The 15,064-nt window shown below is 37.9% G+C and carries 16 protein-coding genes; 2 read left to right on the forward strand and 14 right to left on the reverse strand.

Features of this window, described 5'->3' with window-relative positions; genetic code table 11:
- Window positions 1–11: 11 nt before the first annotated feature.
- From yqeH to AC3WOM_RS15355, 3 genes are read right to left on the reverse strand one after another with little or no spacing between them, the layout of a single operon-like run.
- Window positions 12–1,115, reverse strand: coding sequence for a ribosome biogenesis GTPase YqeH (gene yqeH / locus AC3WOM_RS15345; RefSeq protein WP_427544254.1), 1,104 nt, complete (start codon window positions 1,113–1,115; stop codon window positions 12–14).
- The gene (locus AC3WOM_RS15350) at window positions 1,112–1,633 is read right to left on the reverse strand and encodes a YqeG family HAD IIIA-type phosphatase (RefSeq protein ID WP_427544257.1); all 522 of its coding nucleotides are present in this window, start codon (window positions 1,631–1,633) and stop codon (window positions 1,112–1,114) included. Before AC3WOM_RS15350 ends, yqeH begins: the two co-directional genes overlap by 4 nt.
- A 36-nt stretch (window positions 1,634–1,669) precedes the next feature.
- Complete coding sequence (locus tag AC3WOM_RS15355; RefSeq protein ID WP_492447470.1) at window positions 1,670–2,452, reverse strand: phosphatidylserine decarboxylase; 783 nt, start codon at window positions 2,450–2,452, stop codon at window positions 1,670–1,672.
- A 136-nt stretch (window positions 2,453–2,588) separates the two neighbouring features.
- On the opposite strand from AC3WOM_RS15355, the gene pssA reads away from it, so the two are divergent.
- Both pssA and sigK read left to right on the forward strand, forming a co-directional pair.
- Window positions 2,589–3,089 (forward strand): CDP-diacylglycerol--serine O-phosphatidyltransferase, encoded by a 501-nt coding sequence (pssA, locus tag AC3WOM_RS15360; RefSeq protein WP_427544335.1) that lies wholly within the window; start codon window positions 2,589–2,591, stop codon window positions 3,087–3,089.
- Between the two features lie 87 nt (window positions 3,090–3,176).
- Complete coding sequence (sigK, locus tag AC3WOM_RS15365; protein ID WP_283868838.1) at window positions 3,177–3,884, forward strand: RNA polymerase sporulation sigma factor SigK; 708 nt, start codon at window positions 3,177–3,179, stop codon at window positions 3,882–3,884.
- A gap of 466 nt (window positions 3,885–4,350) precedes the next feature.
- Here sigK and mtnN read toward each other — a convergent pair whose 3' ends face one another.
- The 11 genes from mtnN to AC3WOM_RS15420 form a co-directional block, all read right to left on the reverse strand.
- A complete protein-coding gene (mtnN, locus tag AC3WOM_RS15370; protein ID WP_427544263.1) occupies window positions 4,351–5,043 on the reverse strand; it encodes a 5'-methylthioadenosine/S-adenosylhomocysteine nucleosidase in 693 nt (230 codons plus the stop codon).
- A 58-nt stretch (window positions 5,044–5,101) separates the two neighbouring features.
- Window positions 5,102–5,755, reverse strand: coding sequence for a YrrS family protein (locus AC3WOM_RS15375; protein ID WP_427544266.1), 654 nt, complete (start codon window positions 5,753–5,755; stop codon window positions 5,102–5,104).
- Window positions 5,756–5,918: 163 nt separating this feature from the next.
- Complete coding sequence (gene greA / locus AC3WOM_RS15380; RefSeq protein WP_427544269.1) at window positions 5,919–6,407, reverse strand: transcription elongation factor GreA; 489 nt, start codon at window positions 6,405–6,407, stop codon at window positions 5,919–5,921.
- 186 nt (window positions 6,408–6,593) lie between these two features.
- A complete protein-coding gene (gene udk, locus AC3WOM_RS15385; RefSeq protein WP_427544272.1) occupies window positions 6,594–7,232 on the reverse strand; it encodes a uridine kinase in 639 nt (212 codons plus the stop codon).
- A complete protein-coding gene (locus tag AC3WOM_RS15390; protein ID WP_492447471.1) occupies window positions 7,232–8,512 on the reverse strand; it encodes a peptidase U32 family protein in 1,281 nt (426 codons plus the stop codon). Before AC3WOM_RS15390 ends, udk begins: the two co-directional genes overlap by 1 nt.
- Window positions 8,513–8,526: 14 nt before the next feature.
- Entirely contained in the window at window positions 8,527–9,459 is a 933-nt protein-coding gene (locus AC3WOM_RS15395; RefSeq protein WP_492447472.1) for a peptidase U32 family protein, read from the reverse strand.
- 5 nt (window positions 9,460–9,464) lie between these two features.
- On the reverse strand, window positions 9,465–10,097 hold the full coding sequence (locus AC3WOM_RS15400; RefSeq protein WP_427544281.1) for an O-methyltransferase: 633 nt from the start codon (window positions 10,095–10,097) through the stop codon (window positions 9,465–9,467).
- A 291-nt stretch (window positions 10,098–10,388) separates the two neighbouring features.
- Window positions 10,389–11,516: an endolytic transglycosylase MltG gene (gene mltG / locus AC3WOM_RS15405; protein WP_427544284.1), complete on the reverse strand. Its 1,128-nt coding sequence runs from the start codon at window positions 11,514–11,516 to the stop codon at window positions 10,389–10,391.
- Window positions 11,517–11,668: 152 nt separating this feature from the next.
- Entirely contained in the window at window positions 11,669–12,856 is a 1,188-nt protein-coding gene (locus tag AC3WOM_RS15410; RefSeq protein WP_427544287.1) for an acyl-CoA dehydrogenase family protein, read from the reverse strand.
- Window positions 12,856–14,199 carry an LLM class flavin-dependent oxidoreductase gene (locus AC3WOM_RS15415; protein WP_492447474.1) on the reverse strand — a complete coding sequence of 448 codons (1,344 nt, stop codon included), beginning with the start codon at window positions 14,197–14,199 and terminating at the stop codon, window positions 12,856–12,858. Before AC3WOM_RS15415 ends, AC3WOM_RS15410 begins: the two co-directional genes overlap by 1 nt.
- A 14-nt stretch (window positions 14,200–14,213) precedes the next feature.
- Complete coding sequence (locus AC3WOM_RS15420; protein WP_492447475.1) at window positions 14,214–15,050, reverse strand: MetQ/NlpA family ABC transporter substrate-binding protein; 837 nt, start codon at window positions 15,048–15,050, stop codon at window positions 14,214–14,216.
- Between the last annotated feature and the right edge of the window lie 14 nt (window positions 15,051–15,064).

The raw sequence follows: 15,064 nt of genomic DNA on the forward strand, positions 1-15,064 counted from the left end.
GCTGAAAGAAGTTAAATTAGTGATGGGCGAATAGAAACTTGTACTCCCTTTGGTGCATAAGCTGCCACAACTACATTTGCATGCTGTACCGTGATCCAACCAAGACCCGAAAATACAACATCTGTTTTCGCTTCTTTTATCGAAAACTCATGACGCACTAATGGTGGCAACTGATCAATAAAATTCTTAGTTGGCGGTGTAAGTAATTCACCCTTATGCTCTGCATATAATGTATCTGCCTTCTCCAGCTTTGTACGGTGAATTGGTAAATCATTAGCTACATGGACCGTAAATGCTGAACGTTCTCCTTGAATAAAATCAAAACGTGCAAGTGCACCAATAAATAAAGTTTGCCCAGCGTTTTGTTGATATACTTTCGGCTTTATTTCTTTTTTCGGCATAATATATTTCAATTCACTTGCATCGATATGGTGTGCCATCTGATGATGATTAATAATCCCTGGTGTATCATATAATGCACTACCATCATCTAATGGAATTTCAATCATGTCCAAAGTCGTTCCCGGGAAATGAGATGTAGTAATCACCTCACCCTCACCTGTAGCCTGTTTAATGATGCGATTAATGAACGTGGATTTCCCAACATTTGTACAACCTACAACATACACATTTTTCCCATTTCGGTACTCGTCAATGGCTTCCATCGCTTCAGCCATTCCTTTGCCTTTATGGGCACTTACTAAAAGCACATCGATAGGTTGCAGACCAAGAGCCTTTGCCTCACGTTTTAACCAATTAATTACTTTTTTCGGCTTTACTGATTTCGGTAATAGGTCAGCCTTATTCGCAACCAATAACACAGGATTTTTCCCAACAAAACGGTGAAGTCCTGGTAGCCAGCTCCCATTGAAGTCAAAAATATCAACAATTTTTACGATTAAGCCTTGCTGTGTTCCAAGACCATTAAGAATGCGTAAAAAGTCGTCATCTGTTAATGACACTGGTTGAATTTCATTATAATTTTTCAAACGGAAGCAGCGTTGGCAAATGACCGCGTCTTTTTCTAATGATGATGGAGGGGCATACCCAACTGCTGTTTTATCTTCTGTTTGGATTGTTGTACCACAGCCAATACAATTTGGCATTTCGTTCATTCTTTTTCCTCCCAAGTTATAATTCCTTTTCGTTTTAAATCATTGAACACGCGTCGTTCAATGAATCGATTGAATTTTGTTACGAGCCCATCAGATTGTGCAACAGGTTTTACAAGTACCGTATGCAAGCCTAAACGATTGGCACCCATGACATCCGTTAAGAGTTGATCTCCTACCATAACCACTTCATTTGGACGTAGCCCTAATTGAACAATGGCACTATAAAAGGCATTACGAAATGGTTTTTTTGCCTTATGGATATAAGGAATACCTAATGGCTCAGCAAAATGCTTAACACGCGCTTCATTGTTATTTGACGCAATAATAACACGAATACCTGATTCCTTCATGATACGAAGCCAAATAATCAGCTCTTCCGTTGCATCAGCACGGTCCCATTCCACAAGGGTATTATCTAAATCTGTAATAATTCCTTTAATGCCTAAGTCTTGAAGCTTTTCTGGTGTAATTTCAAAAATACTCGTCACAAATTCATCTGGTAATAAAAAATTATACAAAATAGCGACCCCTAATCTAAACGTATTATTCGACCATTATAGCATATTTGCAAATGCTTCACCCATTCGAATTGGGCTTCCTTGCACGACATTGTCCGTAAATTCAATTGCTCCTTTTTCAAATAACATAACGACCGTTGAGCCAAATGAAAAATAACCTACTTCTTCACCTTTATGCCACTTTGTTGTAGTATTTGTAAGGACAATCGAGTTGACAAAAGTAGCACCTACTTTAATAAACGCTATCTGCTGATGATTAGTCACCTTCAACTCTGTTACTTGACGATAATTATGGGAAATCGGTTTTTTTCCATAGGAAAGGCCAAGCTGATTCACAGGATAGGATTTTTGTCCAAGTGTATATTGTCTTAGCACTAATCCATCAATAGGACTATGAATACGGTGATAGTCAGCAGGACTTAGGTAAAACACAATAAAATGACCATCAGTATATTGTGCAGCACGTTCGTTGTTGCCAAGTAAATCTTGTAATGCATACGGCTTCCCCTTTACAAGAAATGTCATATCCCATTCGATACGACCAAAGGATTCCACTTTTGCATCAACAGGACTTGTATAAGTAGTCGGGTTTTGTTCAATTGGTCTAACATGCTCCAAAAGCTCTCTTGTAAAAAAATCATGTAAACTTGAAAATTGTTGTGGTTTTTTTGAAACTTCTTCAAGGTTAATATCGTATACCTTCATATAGCTAGGGATTATTCGTTTACTCCACTTAGCTTTTGCAATCGTTTGTAAAAGTTGAGAGGATTGCTTGCCATTTGTTAATTCAATCAAGCGTTGATATAATTTTTCTTTCATAAAACAAAACCCCTATCGATTAATTTAGACTGTCAATTTTTTCGCATTCGAAGTATAATGGTACAATATCTTAAGTGTAAAGGAGTGATCCCCCTTGTTTTTTTATCACAAGTTGGTGGATACCACGGTTAAGAAAATGAAATCGCAAGCAGCAAACTTCATTACAATCAGTAATATGTCCTTTGGTGGCGCAGCCATTATGGCTACATTACATGAATACTATAGCTACAGTGTCTTATTTATCTTTATTGCTGCCCTTCTTGATCGTTACGATGGGAAGGTAGCCAGAGCTCTCGGACAAGTGTCTGATTTAGGTAAACAGTTAGACTCTATGAGTGATATTATATCATTTGGTGTAGCGCCTGCATTATTAATGTATGAAGTGGTCTTAGTAGACTTTGGTTACGTCGGCATGATGATGACCGTACTGTATATCATCTGTGGTGCGATGAGATTAGCTCGCTTTAATATTAGTGAACCAAACGGCTATTTTACAGGGTTACCAATTACAGCTGCAGGTACTCTCTTAACTTTAACGTATTTTGCATCTACTGCGTTCCACCCGGCATTTTATCTTTTCCTTTTTCCAATACTAGCTCTATTGATGATTAGTACATTCACGTTAAAAAAAGTGTAACAGCGCATTTGCTGTTGCACTTTTTTTCATTTAACACAGTTTCAAAACATATACTGTCGAAAAATGGGGAAAGGATGAAATCATTCAATGAGCGGAATTTTTACATCTATGTTGCAGTTATGGCTTGAGATCCCAGCGTTACTTGGCTATTTAAAGGGGCAAACCTTCCATAAACCCTTTTCAAAAGAAGAGGAAGCTGCTTGTATTGAACGATTTTTAGGCGGTGATGAGCAGGCGCGTCTTGATTTAATAGAGCGCAATATGCGACTCGTTGCACACGTTGTGAAAAAATTCCATCCAAAGCACGAGCAACTTGATGACTATATTTCTATTGGTACTATTGGTCTTATGAAAGCTGTAGAAAGCTATACACCTGACAAAAAAACTCGTTTGGCCACTTATGCTGCCCGCTGTATTGAAAATGAAATATTAATGCATCTGCGGACACAGAAAAAGGTGCAAAAGGATGTTTCCTTATTCGAGCCAATCGGCACTGATAAAGATGGCAATGCGCTACAAATTCGCGATCTTTTACAATGTGATGAGGAAAGCGCCACAGAAAAAATTGAGCATAAGGAGCATGTTGCGCAGCTCTATCATTATTTGCACATGCTTGACGAACGTGAACTCGAAATTGTGACTCTCCGCTATGGCTTAAACCAGCAGGATGCTCTTACACAAAAGGAAATTGCAGCACGCTTAAATATTTCGCGTAGCTATGTATCGCGCATTGAAAAGCGGGCACTAATCAAGCTCTATCAATTATATAAACGAGACCAAAAGACTATTGAATAATTTATTGTAAATTGATGTTTCGAAAATAGCAATAAAATCTACAATATGCTCGGCTAGTATTCTTGTATTTTTTGTTACAATTACCAAACATAAATTGAGTTTTAGCAATCGTATCACGAAAGAAGGAAAATATATGTATGTAAACCTTCCGAGTATTTTTCGCACCCTTATACTGAAAAAACTTCCTTGCGATAAAAATATCGCAAGGAAGCTTTTTTCACGTTCCTATACAGTTTCTGAGAGCTCTGCTGAAATAAGTGAACCAAGTAAAGTTGTAATAATAACTACACCAGCTGTTAAAAATAACATCATGAATACCTCCCAATCAAATATGAAGAGATTTAATTAATGACAGTGTAGCATCCATTAAATTTTTTAACTGTGATTTTTCTCACACTACTAATTGTACATTGTGTCGATTATGTGTAATTTATCTCATTTTGAATCTCTCAGTCAGTAAAGTAACTTATATCATTTCAATTGCTTTTAAGACGATTTGTGTTGAATGTTTTGCCGCTACAGGTAAAAATTCATCGAAGCTAATATTGGATTCTTTCCCTGCGATATCTGATAAAGCACGGATCACAACAAATGGTGTTCCGAATTGATAGCATACTTGCGCAACAGCCGCTGCTTCCATTTCAACTGCCTTCATTTGTGGGAAATGATGACGCACGGCTTCTACACGCACTGGATCATTCATAAAAGCATCTCCTGAGCAAATTAACCCAATACCAAATTGATGCTCCCCAACTGCCTTTACAGCCTCTTCAGCCACTTTCATAAGCTTCTCATCTGATTTGTAAGCTGCTGGCATTCCAGCCATCTGTCCAATCTCATAGCCGAATATTGTCACATCAACATCATGGTGTCGAACCTCGTCTGAAATGACAACTGCTCCTACTTCAAGTGCCTCATCATAGCCTCCAGCTGAGCCAGTATTAATGACTACATCTGGTTTGAATTCATGTAAGAGAATCGTAGTTGACATCGCAGCATTTACTTTACCAATGCCGCTTTTTAATAACACAACCTCTTTGCCATCATAGATTCCTGTTGTATATTCACTACCTGCAATTGTTGTACTTTTTCCATCTTCTAATGATGCTCGTAGTAGCTCTACTTCTTCTTCCATTGCGCCAATTACTGCAATTTTCATAGATATATTTCTTCCCTTCTTTATACTCTATTAAAAATAAACAAAAGAGTTATTTTCGTCAATAGGCGCCCTTTAATGTATTTAACTGCTCAAGCTTTACTGGTAACCAGCCCTCTTGGTCAACCCATTCCATACTAACTCTATACATTGCTGTTTTATCATTCGTTGAAACAGTTGCTATAGCCGTATTAGCGCTACCGTTATTTTGAATACGCCAAATAATCATATTGTCCTTTTCAATGCCTGTTGCAGCTGTAATTGTTGCCACCTTTTCTGCCCAGTCTACAGATTTATCATCGTATGAAGACACATGCTGACCTGCTTGTGTCGTAGGTGTAGGCTTCCAATTTTTATTGGTAACAACCTTGTCTACAATTGGATTATCAGATTTAGTTTCCTGAGCTTTGTCCTGTTCAGATGTTGGTTCTTCTTCCGCAGGTTCTTCCTTTGCGGGTTCGTTATCATCTGTGGTAGCATCCTTATTATCCTCTTTAGAAGGCTCTTCCTCAACCTCTCTATCATCATTCTTTTGCTCTTGTGCCGGCTCGTCTTTCACGGCTTTTTCTGCATCATCTTGCCATTTAAACACATAGGTAGCCGTGATAATAATTAATACTACAACAATACCAATTAATACATTCAATAGTTTATCTAGCTTTTTATTATGAGATGGCTGCAAATGACGACTGCTTCGAGTTTGTCGTTCACTCATGAATTCTCCCCCTCTCTAGCCAATATTTTATCAATTTCGACAGCACATGCAAAATATTTGTGTCTATTTCTTGCTTTCCATATATTGTGAAACACTAATCTTTATAAAATAAAAGCAGTTAACTTTCTTTTAGAAGAGAAGTTAACTGCTTGTACATATATAATTATTTTATAGAAAGAATCTTAACTTTCATTTCGCCGCCTGGTGTTTGTACAGCAACCTCTTCACCCTCAGCACGGCCAAGTAGACCTTTTGCGATTGGTGATTCATTAGAGATACGGAATTCCATTGGATCCGCTTCAGCTGAACCTACAATAGTATATGATTCCTCTTCAGTTGATGGTTTACCATTAATGATTTCTACAAATGTAACCGTTTTCCCAAGTGATACTACACTGTTGTCAGTTTCATCCTCAGAAATAATTACCGCGTTACGAATCATTGATTTTAATGTAGAAATGCGTCCTTCTAAAAAGGCTTGTTCTTCTTTTGCTGAATCATACTCAGCATTTTCAGAAAGATCTCCGAAATCACGTGCAATTTTAATACGTTCTACGATTTCCTTACGTGTTTCCGTTTCTAATTTCACTAATTCTTCTTCTAATTTTCGTTTACCCTCAGCAGTCATTGGGTATTGTTTTTCATTTGCCAAAGTCCTTCACTCCTTATTTCATCAATATAAAAACATAAAACTCGACTAAATGCCTATAACAAGCATTTAATCGAATTTTATTATTTTTAAACGTTTTTCAAATTACGCTTTGACCTAATAGTATGCATGCTTTTCAGAAATATGCACCGATAAGCATGTAAATATTGTCAATACCACTCTATCTTATTACAATACGTTGCCGGTTTCAAGAATAGTTTTAATTTTCGTTACCATTAAATCGATGGCTACTTCATTATCTCCGCCTTCTGGAATAATGATATCAGCATAACGTTTTGTTGGTTCAATAAATAGATTATGCATTGGACGAACGGCCGTTAAATATTGGTCGATGACAGAATCTGTTGTACGTCCACGCTCCTTTATATCACGCATAATACGACGGATAATTCGTAAATCTGAGTCCGTATCAACAAATAGCTTTATGTCCATTAGATCACGTAAATCTGCGTCCTCTAGCACTAAAATACCTTCTAGTATAATAACATCTACAGGCTCAACATGAATAACCTCTTTTGCTCTTGTATGCTGTACATAATCGTATACTGGCTTTTCGATGGATTGACGAGCCAACAATTTTTTTATGTGTTTAATTAACAAATCATTATCGAATGCTAACGGATGGTCATAGTTTGTACCTAAACGCTCCTCAAACGTTAAATGACTTTGATCCTTATAATAAAAATCTTGTTCAATTACAACCACTGAATGATCTCGGAAAACATCATAAATAGCATGTGTCACACTCGTTTTACCTGAACATGAGCCACCAGCGATTCCGATGACGACTGGACGCTTTGCTGCCATTAATTATTCTCCTTTCGCATCATGTTATGCGGTTTTAATGGTGTATCACATTTAAATTTAACAATTTGTAATGGATGACGGGCTGCATCTAAGCTATTACCGTCCTCATCCCATATTTCTCCCATTGTTAAACAGAAGTTTTCGATTTCAGGACCAAAGAACTCTACTTCATCACCAGGCTTAAAATAATTTCGTTGCTGCATTGTGACAATTTTTGACTCTAGGTCATGGTCTAAAATTAAACCAGCAAATTCATAGGTTGTTTTACGGCCATGAACACCAAACATTTGCTCCTCTAAGCCAGGTGCATCGTGGAAGAATGCTTCAGCCGTATCACGATTTGCACATTTGTCTAGCTCCTCTAGCCATTCACGTTTAATGTTGAAATTATCAGGATCTGCACAATAGGCATCTATTACCTTACGATACACGGAAACAACTGTAGCCACGTAGTGAATGGATTTCATGCGACCTTCAACCTTTAACGAATCAATGCCAAGCTCAATCATATGAGGAATAGCTTCAATTAACTTTAAATCTTTTGGACTCATAGCAAAAGGTGCATGATTGTCATCAAATAGCGCTTTTTCTTCGCCATCTTCTAATTCATATAAATCGTAGTCCCAGCGACAAGATTGGCAGCAGCCACCGCGGTTGGAGTCACGAGCAGTCATATGATTGGAAAGCACACAACGACCAGAATAAGCGATACACATCGCTCCATGTACGAATGCCTCAATTTCAATATCAACTTTTTCCTTCATCAGCTGCATTTCTTCGCCGCCTACTTCACGGGCTAACACTACTCGATGTAAGCCTTCCTCTTTCCAATACTGTACCGCCTTCCAGTTTGAAAGCGATTGCTGTGTAGAAAGGTGAATTTCAAGCTTGGGTGCAGCTGTGCGGCATGTTTCAATGATCAGAGGGTCCGCTACGATAATGCCTGTAACACCTGCAGATTCAATATCCTTTAAATATTGCTCTAAGCCGCCCATATTTTCATTATGAGCAAAAATATTTGTCGTAACATAAATTTTCGCACCGTATTTATTGGCGAATGTTACTCCCTCGCGCATTTCCTCAATAGAAAAATTATCTGCATTTGAACGTAAACCAAATTCCTGCCCGCCAATAAATACAGCATCTGCTCCATAATGAACAGCTATTTTTAATTTCTCTAAGCTACCTGCTGGGGCAAGCAGCTCTGGTTTTTTTGTAATGACACGTTTACCGTCAACAATCTCACGGATTTTGTCATTTTGTACTAACGCTAATGCCATGTCTTGCCCCCCTCTTAGTAAACTGTTTCCTTGAAGATAAAGCCAGTGTCCAGTGGTCTGATGGCTGACTGAATCTCTTCAATTTTTGCTAATAAATCATCTTTTATATCTTCATATGCTTCTTCTGACTCATCAAAATAAGCGTCGATGGCTTTGCGATAGGCTTCTGTTACTGTCACCACATATTCTGGTGTTTGCAGTACACCCTCAATTTTCAGAGCATCAATGCCACCCTCAAATAATTCACCTAGTTCATCAATAATACACATATCATTTGGACTGAAAATATGTGTTCCATTAACGTCCTCATAAATTGGGTATTTATTATTCCGCTCATCGTCATGTAGGAACATGTTACGATTTTCATTACGATTTTCAATTTCCATTACTTTATCTTGATATAAGAAGTAATGCCCCAATAATGGACGCTTTGATTGGAACATACATGTCATACCATGAACTTGTACTTCAATCTCTAGTTCAGCACTTTCTTTTATTTCCAACACTTCATCTAGCGAAAGTTCACGTGCAAGTACTGCGCGAGTTGCGCCGCGTTTCCCCCAATAGTTTGCCGTAAACCAGTTTGTAGCAGTTGTTTCTGGATTCCAATGTAATGGAATTGTTACTCCTTGCTCACGACGAATAATTAATATCGCTGGGTCGCCGAAAATTAAACGATCCACACCGATACGCTGCATTTCTTTTAAATATTCAGCAAGGGCGTCTATCTTTTCATTATGGAAAAGTGCATTGACTGCAACATAAACCTTTTTACCTGCTGCGTGTATAAGCTTCTTTGCTTCTTCCACTTCAACAACAGAGAATTCTCCTGCTAGACGTAGACCAAATTGTTGTTCACCAATTACAAAAGCATCTGCTCCAGCTTCTAAAAGTGCTTTTATATGTTCTAATGATTGTGGTGTTACAAGCAATTCTGGTTTTTTCATAGTAGTCACCTCTTCAAACATAGTAATAAACCGTCACCGACTGGTAAAAAAGCACTTGTATAATCAGGGTGCTCCATTATCCATTCCGTGAAGTTTTTTAAATTGCGAATCATTGTACGCTTACGACGCGGGACATCCTTCAAATCTAAATCAGATAAGCCATGCATATACATATTATCGATATACAAGACTCCCCCTGATTTCACTAGTGGGGCGTACTTTTCAAAAAAGCGCTGATATTGTCCCTTAGCTGCATCGATAAAAACTGCATCAAATGCTGTTTGAATAGCCTCATCGTCTACCTCTAAAGCATCGCCTTCAATGACCGTAATTCGATCTGATACGGTTGAACGTTTAATATAAGCTTTGGCACTTGTCACACGCTCTGGATCACGCTCTATTGTAACGATATTCACATTTGGCAAAGCCTCTGCCATTCTTAGTGCAGAATAGCCGATAGCAGTACCAATTTCTAAAATTTTTGACGGATTTTGAATACGTAGCAGTTGATTCAGTGCATCGATAGCTGCAAGCTGCATAATCGGTACATGATTCTCCTCCGCGAATGCTTCCATTTCTAAAAGCAGTTCATTACGTGGTTGAATAAATGATTGTATATATGCATCTGATAATTCCATTGTTAAATCCACCCTCATTTAAAAGGCAACAAGCATTTCGCCGTTGTCTGTACTTCATCATTTACACCAAAAAGAAAAAGACCAAACGTGATGTCTTGGTACTTCGCCATACAAAAATGAGCAATTGTTTGTTTATGCTCAAAACAATTGCCACCACGTATACTATATCCAGCATGAAAGTTCTGACCGTATGCGGATTTATCAAAAATCACAATTTATAATAGCACGAAAATAGAAGGAAAGCTATTTTTCTTTCCTTCTATCCATATGCATACTATATACTTTTTCTATTTACTCTGCCTTACGTAAATATTTTTCCACTTTTTGCAAATGCTCATCATAGGTTTTAGAGAAGTGGTTTACGCCCTCTTTATCCGCTAAGAAGTATAGATAATCTGTACTGCTTGGATTCAATGCTGCTTCAATAGAAGACTTCCCTGCCCCCGCAATTGGACCAGGCGGTAGGCCTTTGTTTTTGTAAGTATTGTAAGCATTTTCTACCTCTAAATCTTCATATAGCACACGGTTTTTATGAGAGCCAAGTGCATATAAAACAGTTGGATCAGTTTGAAGCGGCATTCCCTGATCAAGACGATTATAGAATACACTTGCTATAGTTTCTCGATCAGTTTGGGCAGTAGCTTCTTCTTCTAGTAGCGAAGCAAATGTTACTAATTGATGAACAGACATCTGTTTTTCTGCAAGTAAATCACTGTAATTCTTCACAACCTTATTCATCGCCCCCACCATTTCTTCTACGATGGCTTCTAATGATGGCTTCTCTTCAAAATAAGAATAAGTTGCGGGGAAAAGATATCCCTCTAAATCATAGCGAATATTGTCAGCTAAAACTGCATCTGTCACAAGCTCAGGATAGTTTGCCATCATCTGTTGAACAAATGCTTCACTTGTTACTAAGTCCATAAATTCCTTTTGCGTATATGGCGTTTTCTTCTCCACAATATTACCGATTTGTTCAAGCGTTAAGCCTTCAGGAATTGTCATCGTAAAGACTGGCTTACGATATACCTTTCCTGTTTTTAAACTTTTGATTAGCTCATCTAGCGTCATTGCCTTTGTTAAATCATAATTCCCTGCCTGGAACTGAGATTCATTTTTAAACTTTGCATAATATTTAAATACCCGGGCATCTTTAATAACGCCTTTTTTCTCTAATAAGGCAGAAATAGAGCTTAAACTTGAGCCAATTGGTACTTCAACGGCAATTATTTTTGTTGCATCTGGATCCACTGGTTTGAGGGCACTCTTGACATAATTGTAGCCAAGGAAACCAACAATCACTAATAGTAGAACAAAAACAATAGCTATAATAGCAACGATTTTTCTCACGATTTTTACCTCAGATTTTCTTTCTTGCATTTTTGAAAACATTTCTTGTTTTTTTGAACCGTTATTCACGGGTTTCCCCCCTATCACTATCCAATATCATACTAGAAATCAACTTTCACGACAAACAGAAATCGACAATTCAGTAGAAATGGCTCACGCAAAAAATCTGCCAACTATTTTTGCTGGCAGATAATCTCTTTGGAAGTCTTTCAGGGTTCATACTATAATTGAAAAGTTTCTTGCTTCTTATCAATCAGTAATCCCATCGCAAGTTGAGTAATAACCACATCATCTGCTGGAGGATTAAAGCGGCTGCATTGAACATCTCTAAATAGGCGCTGGATTTTGTTTTCCTTCGATAAACTTCGTCCACCTACAACCTGCATAGCTTTTGTTACAATATCTATCGCGTGGTTGCAAATAATATACTTCGCAATACTAACAGACTCCGATAGCTGCTCCTTAAGGGCTGGATTTTGTTCTACCTGCGCTGCAATACTATATAGAGTTCTTCGTGCAGTTTGATAAAGTACTTCTATTTCACCGATTTTTTGTTGAACATGGCTGGCATGAGCGATTGTATTTTCTAAGCTATGTGAATACGTATTTTTAGCAAAATCAATGGCATAATCTCTTGCTGCACCTGCTACTCCTAAGTAAACGGCTGGAATTTCTAACGAATAGACACGACCATCCGCTAAGAAACGATTGACTTCATTTAGGCGATGTCTGTATAGCAATGCTTCTTCTGGTACAAACGTATCATGAAAAATAATATCATGGCTGCCTGTCGCCCTCATGCCCATCGCATCCCATGTCTCAACAATTTCCACCTGTTCATTTTTAGTAATGAGAAACTCTGCTGTTAGATTTTCTTCTTCAAGATAAGCAATAATGGTGAATTGTTTTAAAATTGGTGCTAAGGAAGCAAATGCCTTTTCACCTGTAATACGATATCCCCCTGGCACCTTTTTAGCAATTGTACCAGGTAAACTTCCTCGAGAAATATTCCCTTTTCCACGTTCACTATTAATAATATTCAGTAGAGAGCCTTCTTCAACGGCTTTTCGGCTTAATTCTGCAAATATAGGCTCTGGCCATGTTTTCGCCTCACGAACATTCAAAAACGTTAATAAATGCCAGCCAACAGACAATGCAGTAGAAGCATCACCTCTAGCTAATTGCTCCTGTACTAATAACATTTCGTAGAGAGAAATTTCTTCTCCACCATATTTTTTTGGCACTGTTAATCGAAAATAACCTGCATCCTCTAAAATCTGAAAGTGCTCAAAAGGAAATTCACCACTCTCATCATATTGATTAGCTGTCTTCTCAATTTGTTTTGCTAAATTCTGAGCATACTGAACGAGTTTTTGCTCCCGTTCATTACGAATAAAAACATCAATCATCACTGTGTCACCTTACTTTTAGCAAAACGATTCAGCGGCTTTTTCAATCCTAAATGCTCTCTTAACGTTGTGCCTGTATAATCTTTACGATAAATGCCTCGCTCTTGTAGAATTGGTATAACTTTGTCAACAAAATCCTCTAAATCGCGTGGTAATAATGGAAATTGCAGCATAAAGCCATCTGCTGCTCGCTCTGAAATCCAACGCTCCATCTCATCTGCAATTTGAGTCGGTGTTCCGACAAAAGCATCACGCTTTGCAGGTCCAAATAGGCGCGCATATAAATCGCCAACCTTTAAATTTTCCTTTTTAATAATCTCTAAGTGCTCATAAAAGTGACTTTGTATACTATTGACTTCTGGAAATTCCACTTCGATAGCCGGTGTATCGAGTGAGTACTTTGAAAAGTCAACATTCCCCATGTACCCAGAAACAAATTTTAAGCTTTCATATGGATCAATCAACGACTGTAATTCATTAAATTTACGGATCGCCTCCTCCTCTGTATCACCTACGATTGGAGAAATTCCCTGTAAAACGAGAAGCTCTTCCTCTGTACGTCCAAATGGAGCAAGCTGTGCCTTTAATTGACGATAGTGTTCTTTCGATTTTTCAATTTCATCCCAATGGACAAATACAACCTCTGCCGTACGTGCTGCTAATTGTTGTCCCGGTTTAGATGCACCAGCCTCTACAATAACAGGCTGCCCCTGTACAGAACGTGCAATATTTAATGGACCTTTGACAGTTAAATAGTTGCCCTTAAACGAGGTTTCGTGCACTTTATGACGATCATAAAAGATATTATTGTCTCGATCATAGAGAAAGGCATCGTCCTCCCATGAATCCCATAATGACTGAACAACATCGATAAATTCCTCTGCACGTTCATAGCGATGATCATGCTCCCAATGCTTGTCACGACTGAAATTTAAGGCTGTTTCCCCTGTAGCATCTGCTGTAGTCACTAAATTCCAAGCAACTCTCCCATCACTTATATGATCGATGGACATCAACTGTCTTGCTAGCACATATGGCTCACTGTATGTAGTTGAAGCTGTTGCACCAAGTCCAATTTTAGTGGTCGCTGCTGCTAAAGCCGTAATTTGAATTAATGGATCGAAGCGATTTAAAATATGCGGATGGGATTCATGATTAATAGCTAAACTGTCTGCCACAAATGCTATATCAAACTTTCCTTTTTCCGCAATCTGGGCTGCTTTTTGTAATGCTTTAATATCGATGCTTGCATTTGCTTGTGCAGACGGATGCTTCCATGCAGCAACGTGCATACCTGCTCCAATTAAATATAGTGCTAGCTTTAATTCTCTTTTCTTAGTCATTATTAACACCCTTTCTAATATGAATAGAAATCCTTCCATGTTGCTAATTCATCCAGTGGCATTTTCACCGGAATATAGTTTCCGTTTGATATTTCTTTAATAAACTTAGCCGTTTCATCACGCTGATAAATTTCCACTATTTTTTTCAATGTTTCATTATTTTTGTCTTCTGCCTTTGCCACAATAACATTAATAAATGGCTTAGCTGTTTCACTCTCATGAATGATCGCATCTTTCAATAAAAGTCCAGCTTCTACAGCCACACCATTATTTATAATGGCAAAATCAGCATCCTCCATTACCCTTGGCGTTGTAGCACCGTCAACAGGCAAAATTGTTAATTTTTTTGGATTATCTTTAATTCGATCTTCTCCGCCATTACCATCAAAATTGTCCGTTACTGTTAGTAATCCATTCTCCTGAAGTAGCAGTAAAGCTCTGCCCCAGTTGGAAGGATCATTCGGTACAGCGATCTTTGCACCTTCTTTTAATTCATCTAACGATTTATATTTGTTTGAATATAAGCCAATAGGTGCCATTATTGTTGTGCCAATTGCCTGTAAATCTGAGTTGTTGTTCGTATTAAATAAATTTAAATAGGCAACATGTTGAAAAGCATTAATATCTACTTCTCCCTCTGCCAGTGCTTGATTTGGATCATATTGCGCAGAGAATGTTACTAAATCGAGGTTAATATCTTCCTTGCTAGCCTGTTCCTTAATATACTCCCAGGTTTTCAATTCTGAGCTACGAATACCGACCTTCACAGTATCGTTTTCATCTGCTTCTGCACATGCCACTAGTAAAAATAGTAATGTAAAAAGTCCTAATAAATAGTTAAGTTTTTTCATGTTGACATTCTCCC

This window comes from Lysinibacillus sp. FW301-JW8, from assembly GCF_058788755.1.